Consider the following 10,994-nt stretch of genomic DNA (forward strand, 5'->3'; position numbering starts at 1 on the left):
GACTATAATCCTCCCACAGCAGAAAAAGCTGCTATCGATTCTTGACTGATTTCACCATCTAATACAATTAAAAGAAAATTACCAATCATATTTACCACTTTTACTTTTTTACCTTTGAGTTCCATACTACCATTTTGATATAATTCAAGTGCTTCATCAACAAAATCCCAGTTATAAGTTCCAATAACAATATTCCCATAACGTGTTGCTTCCGTCATATTTGTCCCAGTTACATCATATGCTTCACCTGTAGTAGTAATAGCTCCAGTATGACGTAATGCACTCTCTAAATCTTTAATAGAAAATCCACTAGCATAATCCCATGATTGATCTTTAGATGGTTTTGTTTGATTGCTGCTATTCCCTGGCCGATCCCCCTTTTCTAAAGGAGGTGTTTGTTCATTTGGTTTGTTGTAACTATTATTATTTGGCTGGTTAGTACCATTTCCATTATTACATCCTGTTGCTAAAACACCTATTAATACAAAACCAATAATTATTTTTCTTTTCATTGTCATATAAATTTCCTCCAATATTTCTTTTATTCGATATTTACTAATATATTAATTTCTTTCAGATAAGATTTTTCTTGGCTCAAATCGCACAATAAACAAAATTCCAAATATACTTGTAATTAAGCCAGTTGTTAGTGTAATCAGACATAACATAATAATCATATCCATATTTAAACTAAATGATATATTTGCTAGACTCTGAGCAATATTTTTTTGTTTCAATAATAATTCATTTCCTAGAATAGGGCCTAGAATATTTGCCATAAGAATACCTGTCACAAGACAACTGCCACAAAGCATCAGTGTTTCCCATATCAGTGTTTTTACAATACATACTCTGCTCATACCTATTGCTCGTAATACACCTATTTCATATTTACGCTCTCGTATTGAAAAAGCAGTTATTAAAAGTAAAAGTATACTTCCTACTGTAATAATTCCTATAACAAACATCGTAGAAATTTGACGAATAGAATTTGCAGGTGCTGTTGTTTCTTCATAACCTTTAATATCAGTCTTTGCCTCATATCCTAATGGTAGACCTTTTGCTTTAATCTCTTCTTGAAATGAATTTAAATCAGATGGTTTTTTTAAATAAAATACTCCATCCAATTCTCCTTGTTTCTGGAAAATATCACTTTTAATGAAAGATTTATAGTTCGTATAAATTTCATTTGATGGATTCATTAAAGGTATTGTCTCTGTCTTATTTTTTAGACTTAAATCCTCATATATTCCCACTATTGTATATGTTTTATTTTCTTTGTTATCACTACTTTGCAAAGCAATTTTGCTACCAACATATAGTCTGTTCAATTCAGCAAGTTCTTTACTAATAATTACTTCATCTACTTGGCTAGGCATTTTTCCTTTAATAAGAATTTTTATTTTTTGTTTAAATGACTCATCTTCTAAAGAAGATGCTTTCAAATAAAACTTGGGCAGTTTTACTGTTCCCTCTGCTTCTCCCAATGCCATTAAACTAGAAGATTTCATTGCCACTTTTGCTGTATATTTATATAAATGAAGATATGAAGATTCACAAAAAGATAGAAGAACCTCTGGAGTAATCTTTTCAGCATTCATACTGCCATGTAATGTAACTTTTGAACCAAACTGTGCCTTATAAGAATCTACAATTTGTGATGCCCCTGTATTTAGTATCATTGAAACCCCAGAAAGCATAACCATCGCTAAAATAATTATACTTATCATAATGTTACGTCCTTTATTTCTTATAAGATTTGAAAAAGCATAATGTATCAGGTACATATCTATTCACCGCCTTGATATTTCAATAATTTACCACTCTCTAAGTTAAAACAAATATCTGCATACGAACTGACCCCTTGCGAATGTGTTACGATAATAACACATGTATTCATTTCATGTGCCAACGCCTGAAGAATTTCCATAATACTTTTCTCAGTTTCCTGATCAAGATTCCCTGTTGGTTCATCAGCAATGATAATATCTGGATAATGAGACAAGGCTCGTGCAATCCCGACCCGTTGTTGTTCTCCTCCAGACAACTTTAACACTTTACGAACTGCCTTATCTTTTGATATTCCTACTTTTTCAAGAAGAGCATATGCTATATCCTTCTTGTTTTTATCCTTGCATCCAGATATATTCATCGCAAGCACAATATTATCAACTGCAGATGCATTGGTCAGTAGATTGTAGCCCTGAAATATCACTCCAATACTTTGTGCTCTATACTTGTCACGATCTAATGTTTTAAGAGATTTTCCAGCAAATAATACTTCTCCACTAGTTGCAATATCTAATCCAGACAATAAAGAAAGAAGTGTACTCTTTCCTGCTCCTGATTTACCTACTATTGTATATAAAACACCTTTTTCAAATTCCACATTTATATGATCTAGCACTTCTTTTGTACTATTTTCATAATGATAACTTAATTGATTTAACGATAATATACTCATATTTATTTCTCCTTATGTTCTTTCAGACAAGATTCGTCTTGGTTCATAGCGCATTGTATAATATATTCCACCTGCACTTGATATAACAGCAAATAAAATCGAAGTAATCACGACTTCACTTATGACTGATCCTGTTACCTCTACTCTAAGTGATTCACCAGTAACTCCTGAATTATCACTGAACCCTCCAATAGCCGAGTATTCAACACCATTTAAATCATTTTGTGAACTTTCAGTGACATGTTTTTGGCTTTGAAATAGCTGATTTGCAATTGTTCCACTATATGCTCTAGCTCCAATAAAAGCAAGACTTAAACAAATAGCACTAATTACAAGTATCTCACACAATAATCCGGCTGTTAAAGAATGTTTTTTCATTCCTATTGCACGTAATATTCCAACTTCATATATTCTTTCTCGTATTGCTAAGGTAGATATTACAATAAGAATACCTCCTCCAATAATCACTACACAAATAAGAAACATTCTAACAATATTTTGAAGACTCTCTAGCGGGGCAATAGTTTTCTGATAATTTGATTGATCTGTTTTTAATGCAAAATAATCCGGCATTCCCTTTTCATGAAACTCCTTTTCTAATTCCTTAATTTGACCTGGATTCTTAATCTGATAATTCGCTGTTATATTAACCATTGGATTATTCAAAGTAATTAAAGTTTCCATTGCAGTCATGATCTCATTTCCTCGATTAATTAATGCTAGTTTCATATCTTCATTTTCATAAGGACGCACACTATCCTCATAGATACCTACTATCCTCATTTTTATAATAGCTGCCTTATTGCCTGGATTAGGGAAACTGAATTCTACTTCATCATTCAATTTCCATTTATTTAATTTTGCAAGCTGTTGTGAAACTACTATTTCATTTTTATTTTCAAATACCCTGCCATGAGTTATCTTGCGAATACCACTAATAAATTCGCTATTAATTTTTTTATTATTTGTACCAAATATCATATTTGTAGATGCTTTTCTTTTCTGTGTACCTGGAAGATTTTCACTATCAAAACCAGATACATCTGTACTATTTTCATCCAACGCTTCTGCATTTATCATAGAAGCAGGTGCACTTCCTACAAATTCTGTACTTTTCAAAAGACTTGATTGGGCATATTTCTGTAAATCCTTCCATGTTGGTTCTTTATAATCACTAACATTTTCCAATTTTTCATTGTTACGATAAAGAATAACCGAAGCAGAAAAACGTTCTTTATATAATTTGATTTGATCTTCTGCTGCATTATAAATCATGATCGACACTATCGTGCTAAACAGTATCAGAAACATCATTCCACCCAATATCAAATTTCTTCCTTTATTTCTGCCTATATTTGCAATTGCATTTTTTATAACATACATCTTATCAACTCCTTCGTGACAAGAATATCACAAACTTTGTTACATGAATGTTACATAAGTAAAAAAACTATCCTTATTAGCTTACACTAATATTAGATAGTTTCTTTACTGGAAGTTTCATCTGAAACTCACTTCCTTTTCCATCTTCACTTTTACAAATAATTTTTCCTTTACATAAATTACAGACATGCATCACAAGACTTAATCCTATTCCATATCCATCTTTATTTAATTCATTTATACGATAATGTTGTTCAAAAATTTCTTTTTGCTTTTCAAATGGTATACCTATCCCATAATCTTTTACACTAATAATAACCTCATCTTCTATCCCCTTGACTGTAACAAATATTTCATTTTTTTCTCCATATTTGATTGCATTATCAATAAGATTATTTAAAGCACAGATAATCCATCTAGGCTTTGCTAATACATATAATGCTTCCTCATCAAAATCATATCTAAGTAAAGGATAATGGGTAATATATTTATCTACAACTTCTGCACATAACATAATGACATCAACTGGCTTTAATTCAGTAATTTCCTTAGTCTCACTTAAAGTCACTAAATCATCAATTCCCATTGATATATCATCAATATTTTTAAAGCATTCTTCTTCATGATGTAATTCTAAGTTAGCCCTTAATAGTGATAATGCATTTTTCTGTTCATGTGAAAGGTATGTGTGGAGTCTTTTGTAATCCATAATATGTTGTTCAAACTTTTCCTGGATATTTAAAAATGCTTTGGCTAAAATAGGATCGTCACTAACAAAATCATTCATTTCTTGAATAGAATTAAGTTGTTTAGCAATTAATATATTTTCATTCTTTTGAATTCTTTTTAAAATCATCCACAAAATAATAGATGAAAAAATTAAAAATATACAGAAAAATATAGCAGTAAAAGCTATTTGTTTAATTAACTGATCATGAAAATAATTAGCATAATTTTGGAGATCTTCAATTCGTTGCTGATCAGAAGTTATTTGACTCTCCTCATTATTTGAATCAAATGTTTGATTTATACTGTTATCTAACTCGATATTTTCATTATTTAGATATACATTTATTTTATCATTACTACTATATGAAGCAAATGACATAATACAAATTACAAAAACACTAGTTACAAGTATCGCATAGCCTAACAAAACACTTGCAATTTTCATATTTACTTTAGACATAATGTGTATCCTTTTCCACGAATAGTTTTTAATATAGAATGATTTTTTTCATCTTGATTTAATTTTTTTCGTAATCTAGTCAATTGTACACGAAGTGCAGAAGAAAATGGATCAAAATTTTCATCATAAACATGTTCCACCAATTCCTCACTAGATACTACATCAGGATAACGTATTGCAAGGTATTCAAGTATATCAAATTCTTTTGCAAGAAGTTCTATTGACTGATCATATAAAGTCACTGTTCTAGATTTACTATCAATAACCAACCCTCCTATTTTTACAATCGACTGATGACGACCATAAAAACGTCGAATAACAGCTTGTACACGAGCTCTAAGTTCCTCTATTTGAAATGGTTTTACTAAATAATCATCAGCTCCCAAATCTAACCCTAAAACCCGATCATCCAGCTCATCTCTAGCCGTTATAATAATAACAGGAACAGTAATCTCACTTTTTCTTAAAAATTTCAATATATCTATTCCATCTTTATCTGGAAGATTTAAATCTAAAAGAATTGCATCATAACTATTAACATAAGCTTTCTCTTCACCACTAGAGCCATCATTTGCAACATCAATACTAAACCCAATAGCTTCTAATGCCTCTTTCATTTTTAATGATAATTCAACAAAATCTTCTATTATTAATACTTTCATATGTTCCCATCACTTTCTCAAATATATCTATAATATAGCATAACTAAGTATACTGTTCATATCTAAAATCTTTATAATTATCTTTTATTTTTAATCTATGCTTAGCAATTACATAATTTTTAATAAAATATATACTAGTGATAAAAGAAAAGCAGGGTAATTTATCCCTACTACACTCATACTTTTAATCATACTAATTTTTTAAAAAAGTATCTATGTTTTTCTATATCCAAGATATAAATATGCCAATCCTTACTTTGATATAATCTATCAATTTTAACTACATCACTTTTTAAACAGTAAGAATATCTTCTACTTTAAAAGCAAAATAATACTACATATAATAAAAACAAACAATTATGATTTTCTGATATTTTTTCTTTACATAAACAAATTACTAGGTAAATGACTACATTACCATATCTAAGAAAATACCATAACCCCTATCAAAAACTTGAAAACAAAGTGAATCATTCGTCATTTTTTCACCTATCTACTAAAAACCATTCAATATAATCATAAAAATACTTCCATTACTTAAAATGCTCCCCCATAAGTAATATCTTTTTGAACTTTGTTTCAAATAACATTTATAACAACTTACCAATAAGACTGATAACCTAAAATACTTAATAAGTCCTAATTAACGAATGTAATATATCCTTCAATATTTATTATTCTAAAATATACTTTAGAATAATTATGGTGATGATTAATATCATAACAAAGCCTAAAATAAATATTACTACTATAAACCAAAATAACCTTCATACATGAATTAATATTCTTATGATCTCTTAATACTATGTTAATTATTATTTTTCTTTGTTTTCTCTAATGATCTTACATGGATTTCCTGCAGCAACTACATTAGCCGGAATATCTTTTGTGATTACACTTCCAGCCCCTATTACTGAGTTATTACCTATGGTAATTCCTGGTAAAATTGAACAATTCCCCCCAATCCATACATTCTCTCCTATTGTTACAGGTTTACCAAATTCAACAAAATTCTTTCGTTCTTGAGCATCTAATGAATGACACGCAGTATAAATATGCGTTCCAGGTCCAATAAGAGTATAATCACCAATAATAACAGGACATACATCTAATATAACACATCCATAATTAAGCATTACATTTTTCCCGATATAAATATTATATCCATAATCACAATAAAACGGTGGTTTGATCCAAAAATTACCATTAGTATTTAATAATTTCCTCATAAGTCTTGATCGCATATTTATTTCATTGAACGCTCTTTTATTATATTTTGTACAAATACGATTTGCTCTTGCGTGCTCTAATACTAATTGAGGATTAGTAGGATTGTATTGTAAACCACTAATCATTTTTTCTTTTTCAGTCATACTTTATTGCCTCTTTTATATTCTAATATTATTAAAACTATATTATGGTTACTTATATATGATTAATAAAAATTCTATATGTATTGCACACCTTTTTTATACCACCTAATAAGTGCTTGCTACACAATAACCTCCCTCTACACCAACTAGTTTCAAAACATTTATACTTTTTTATAAATATTTTTTGATACAACATTAAGCATTTTAGCTAATTTCTTTGAAATACTACTAAACTCCCAAATAATTTTATTTTTTACATAGATTACTGAATTATTTGATTACTCATCAATTCTATCATTAATACATTGAAACAGAGTTTTAGTTTTATATAAATACCTTTTTTGACTAACTATATAATCACATATCAATTACCAATAAATATTTCATTTTATCTCCTTTATAATATAACTTATCAAATAACAAACTAAAATTCATTATTACTTATATCATTTATCAGTTTTTGTACTTCATTAAAAAATCTAGATATATGAAAACCATCAGCTACTGCATGATGAATATTCATTGTTAATGGTAAAATAAGTTTATTATTTTCTGCTTCATATTTCCCCCATGTTATTACTGATGCAAGAAACTTCCATTCATCCCATCCATATTTAAATTCATCATGCGCATTAATAATTGTTAATACTACCCATATCATTACCAGATAAAATTTCAAATTGTGTTTTTTGTATATAAAGAAGTGGTGCTACATCTATATCAACTGTCAAGCTCATAACTATACGCATATTATCAATATAATATTTAAATAAGTTCCCTCTTTTCCATTTGTTTAGACCTACCTTTTTATAATTCATATGCTCCTCCGATACAAATCTTAATTTTTAAAACTGTTACACTATATTCTATATTACTATATCTATAACTCTTTAACAATTTAATTTATAGTTAATATAAAAAGAAAGGCAAAACACCTTTCCATTATAAATATCATATATTTATCTTTAAATTATAAACTACTAATAAATATTAAAAATATCATTTCTTTTTATTACTAGTAATATTTATTCTTGAATAATTTTAATATCTTCTTTTTTAATATCATATCTCAATCCATTAAGAACTAATAGGAAATATTCATCATTCATAACTTCAAATGTCATATTATCACTAATTTCCAATTGATCACCGATATTAAATTCCAATACTCCTAATTGATATGATTCCATAAATTTAATTTTCATTTTTACACCTCTTACTATTTTAATAGTATAACATTATTATAATTTCAAAACAATATTAAATCGTTTAGGTTATTTTAATTTATATCCTGATATCAATATTTATAAAGTGAATAAACTAGTATAAATCAAATAGAAAAAAGTTTTACTTACTATCGCTAGCTATTCCATTTAATATTAAATAACAATATAAATTTAAAATATAATAATTAAAATTAATCGTTAAATATATTTATATTTGCAAGCATATTATGTAATTTATGTTCATCAAACGGAAGATATTCAGCAATAGTAAATCCCACAATATCCCCACTATCTGTAATACATTTTAATATACTGGAAAGCTTATCCATTGTCATCCTACCACTCCCACTACCATCACCAACTAACTCTTTATTAGCAAAATATGTGGAATGGAATAGATTTGCATCCAGAACATCTATATCAAGATGAACTAATATATGGTCAAAACGTTGTATAAATTTACTGAGTTCATCATTAGAAACAAATTTTTCTGTTTGTACTTTATAATCTACATTCATATCTCTTAAAAAATTTTCTTGATAATCATGTAATTCTTGTAGTCCCACATACAAAATCTCATCTGCCTTAAATATTCTATTCTTCATTTGTTCTGAAAGCGAACCATCTCCATATCCCATTAGTGAACCAAGAACCATTGCATGAGCATTAGGATAATTGTCTTTCGCTGTTGATACATCAGGATGAGCATCAATCCAGATAATTCCTATATTATCATAAATCCCATGTAGATAATCAAATGGTGCCAGCGAAACAATGCAATTACCACCGATTGTAATGATTTTATCTGGTTTTGCATTTTCAATTATTTCCCTTGCTTTCTTAATACCTTCAATAACTGCATTTTTTGCATAAATACCATCAGTTACTTCATATTGTTGGCCATTAGGTGGCGTAATTTCTACTTTAAGCAAAGGCTGTTTTTTATTTATGGGAAGTATATGTGCAAGCAAGTTTGCACCAAAATAATAAGTTTCTAAACCTCCACTTAAATAATCCGGGTATAATAATCTAATTGTTTTCATATGACTTTCTCCTAATTTTATCTTATTAATTCGAAGTTTTTAATTTAATAGTATAATTAACTAACATGATGCAAAAATAAGGAAAGCTTTGCATACTCAATCTCATAACTACAGCTAATATATCAAATACATTTAATTTTCATACTTCTAAATAGTCAATATCAATTACTCTTTATTTATAAACATTTTCTTCCCGTTTCCGTAAATTATTTTTACAAAAACTTCCATTATTAGAACACATATCTCATTAAAATACTACTAATACAATTAATATATTAGTTTATCTTAAATATTTTTTTGACTAACCAAAAAAATAAAAATCGAAAAAACAAGATTACTACTCTAATCTTTCAAAAGTTCTCATTTTAAATATTCTCTATACTTCTAGGCAACAGAACGATACTTTCAACATGTGCAGTTTGTAGAAACAATATCAATGCTACAATGTGATTTTCAAGCGATTCGTTACTTATTCAGCACGTTTAATTACACTTTTCTGCTATAAAAAAGCATCCAAAATTATCGGGTGCTTTCTTTTACAATCTTCTTTAACTGATCCTTAATTCCCTGCAACTCCCCAACTGCCTTTCCTATATCCTTATCTCCCTTTAGCCTCTCTATTGTCCCATTTAATTTCTTGCTTATTCCACCTAGATCATTCATTTTTCTTCCTCCAAATATATTTTATAATAAGATTATAGAACATTTTGTCAAAAATAGATAGACCTAATAGGACTATATTTTTAATTCTCCTGATAAACATGGCTTATATAGATATCCAATAAGTCATAACACGCTGAATTGTATATTAAAAACAGTTCTTTTAATATTTCATAAATATACAATTCAATCTCATCCTACTATCTTTTACAACATAAATTTAGAAATTACTTCTATTTTTTTATAATTTTGAATTTCTTTTCTTTATATTTTTAAAGCTCGCCATAAATCAAAAATAATATTATTATGAACATCATACCTACTATTCATATTATATTTTTTTAATTCTAAATAAAAAAACTACAGTTTTAATTTTGTTGTTACTTGTAAATCACTCCTTTCTGGGTACGAAAAAAGCAGTCAATCCTAAGACTACCCGCTTCAATAACATATATTATTTTATTCTTTTCTCCAAACCATCAATTCTGTTCCATAACCATTTTCGGCTTGTCTGGATTGCTTAAATCGTACAATTCTTCAAAAGTTACGAGTTGTTTGCCGTCAAGAGAAGTAGCATCAAAAATATAAGTAACTTCCTCTTTCATCTTTTTGCTATCGGCAGTAAAAGTATAATCACTTTCTACACATTTTTCATTGATGAGAAGCTCTGTATTTTCTTCTTTCAACATCTGCCAAACTACAAGCTGTCTTAAAAGGTAGGCGTGATTGTTGTTTATCTGGTCGGCAGTACATGCGTCAGCTCTGGTCTTATAGCCGTTCTTAAAGTCTGTGTTAATGTCGATACAGTAAGTGTCCCCGCCCTCAACGGTCAAATGCCCCTCGTTAAAGGTAGAAGCAACCGAACCTTTATTCATTACTTTTTCATAATGTTCTTGCTCCTTTCGTTTTGGTTAAAAAATAGACACTCATTTCTGAATATCCTCACCATACCTGTCTAGAAGATACTCATATGCAGCACGCTTATGGACACCAG

General features: G+C 28.7%; 12 protein-coding genes and 1 pseudogene. All 13 read right to left on the bottom strand.

Annotated features, from left to right (window positions below; all coding sequences use genetic code 11):
• Window positions 1–2: 2 nt before the first annotated feature.
• On the bottom strand, window positions 3–518 hold the full coding sequence (locus ACLR9T_RS07435) for a hypothetical protein (protein WP_413108908.1): 516 nt from the start codon (window positions 516–518) through the stop codon (window positions 3–5).
• A gap of 45 nt (window positions 519–563) precedes the next feature.
• Window positions 564–1,730 carry an ABC transporter permease gene (locus tag ACLR9T_RS07440; RefSeq protein WP_413108909.1) on the bottom strand — a complete coding sequence of 389 codons (1,167 nt, stop codon included), beginning with the start codon at window positions 1,728–1,730 and terminating at the stop codon, window positions 564–566.
• 59 nt (window positions 1,731–1,789) lie between these two features.
• The gene (locus tag ACLR9T_RS07445; protein ID WP_413108910.1) at window positions 1,790–2,464 is read right to left on the bottom strand and encodes an ABC transporter ATP-binding protein; all 675 of its coding nucleotides are present in this window, start codon (window positions 2,462–2,464) and stop codon (window positions 1,790–1,792) included.
• Window positions 2,465–2,476: 12 nt separating this feature from the next.
• Entirely contained in the window at window positions 2,477–3,847 is a 1,371-nt protein-coding gene (locus ACLR9T_RS07450; protein ID WP_413108911.1) for an ABC transporter permease, read from the bottom strand.
• A 76-nt stretch (window positions 3,848–3,923) separates the two neighbouring features.
• Window positions 3,924–5,036, bottom strand: a complete 1,113-nt coding sequence (locus tag ACLR9T_RS07455) for a sensor histidine kinase (protein WP_413108912.1) — start codon at window positions 5,034–5,036, stop codon at window positions 3,924–3,926.
• Window positions 5,024–5,698, bottom strand: a complete 675-nt coding sequence (locus tag ACLR9T_RS07460; RefSeq protein ID WP_413108913.1) for a response regulator transcription factor — start codon at window positions 5,696–5,698, stop codon at window positions 5,024–5,026. The genes ACLR9T_RS07455 and ACLR9T_RS07460 overlap by 13 nt, the downstream gene beginning before the upstream one ends.
• Before the next feature lie 815 nt (window positions 5,699–6,513).
• A complete protein-coding gene (locus ACLR9T_RS07465) occupies window positions 6,514–7,071 on the bottom strand; it encodes a sugar O-acetyltransferase (RefSeq protein WP_413108914.1) in 558 nt (185 codons plus the stop codon).
• 424 nt (window positions 7,072–7,495) lie between these two features.
• Window positions 7,496–7,732 (bottom strand): CatA-like O-acetyltransferase, encoded by a 237-nt coding sequence (locus tag ACLR9T_RS07470; protein ID WP_413108915.1) that lies wholly within the window; start codon window positions 7,730–7,732, stop codon window positions 7,496–7,498.
• Window positions 7,704–7,889 (bottom strand): CatA-like O-acetyltransferase, encoded by a 186-nt coding sequence (locus ACLR9T_RS07475; RefSeq protein ID WP_413108916.1) that lies wholly within the window; start codon window positions 7,887–7,889, stop codon window positions 7,704–7,706. The genes ACLR9T_RS07470 and ACLR9T_RS07475 overlap by 29 nt, the downstream gene beginning before the upstream one ends.
• 207 nt (window positions 7,890–8,096) lie before the next feature.
• Window positions 8,097–8,276: a hypothetical protein gene (locus tag ACLR9T_RS07480; RefSeq protein WP_413108917.1), complete on the bottom strand. Its 180-nt coding sequence runs from the start codon at window positions 8,274–8,276 to the stop codon at window positions 8,097–8,099.
• A 212-nt stretch (window positions 8,277–8,488) separates the two neighbouring features.
• Window positions 8,489–9,340 (bottom strand): arginase family protein, encoded by an 852-nt coding sequence (locus ACLR9T_RS07485; RefSeq protein ID WP_413108918.1) that lies wholly within the window; start codon window positions 9,338–9,340, stop codon window positions 8,489–8,491.
• 519 nt (window positions 9,341–9,859) lie between these two features.
• Window positions 9,860–10,003, bottom strand: coding sequence for a hypothetical protein (locus ACLR9T_RS07490; protein WP_413108919.1), 144 nt, complete (start codon window positions 10,001–10,003; stop codon window positions 9,860–9,862).
• A 485-nt stretch (window positions 10,004–10,488) separates the two neighbouring features.
• Window positions 10,489–10,875, bottom strand: a pseudogene (locus ACLR9T_RS07495) (VaFE repeat-containing surface-anchored protein); the annotation flags it as partial.
• Between the last annotated feature and the right edge of the window lie 119 nt (window positions 10,876–10,994).

This window comes from Thomasclavelia sp. (genome assembly GCF_047249845.1).
GTDB lineage: Bacteria > Bacillota_I > Bacilli_A > Erysipelotrichales > Coprobacillaceae > Thomasclavelia.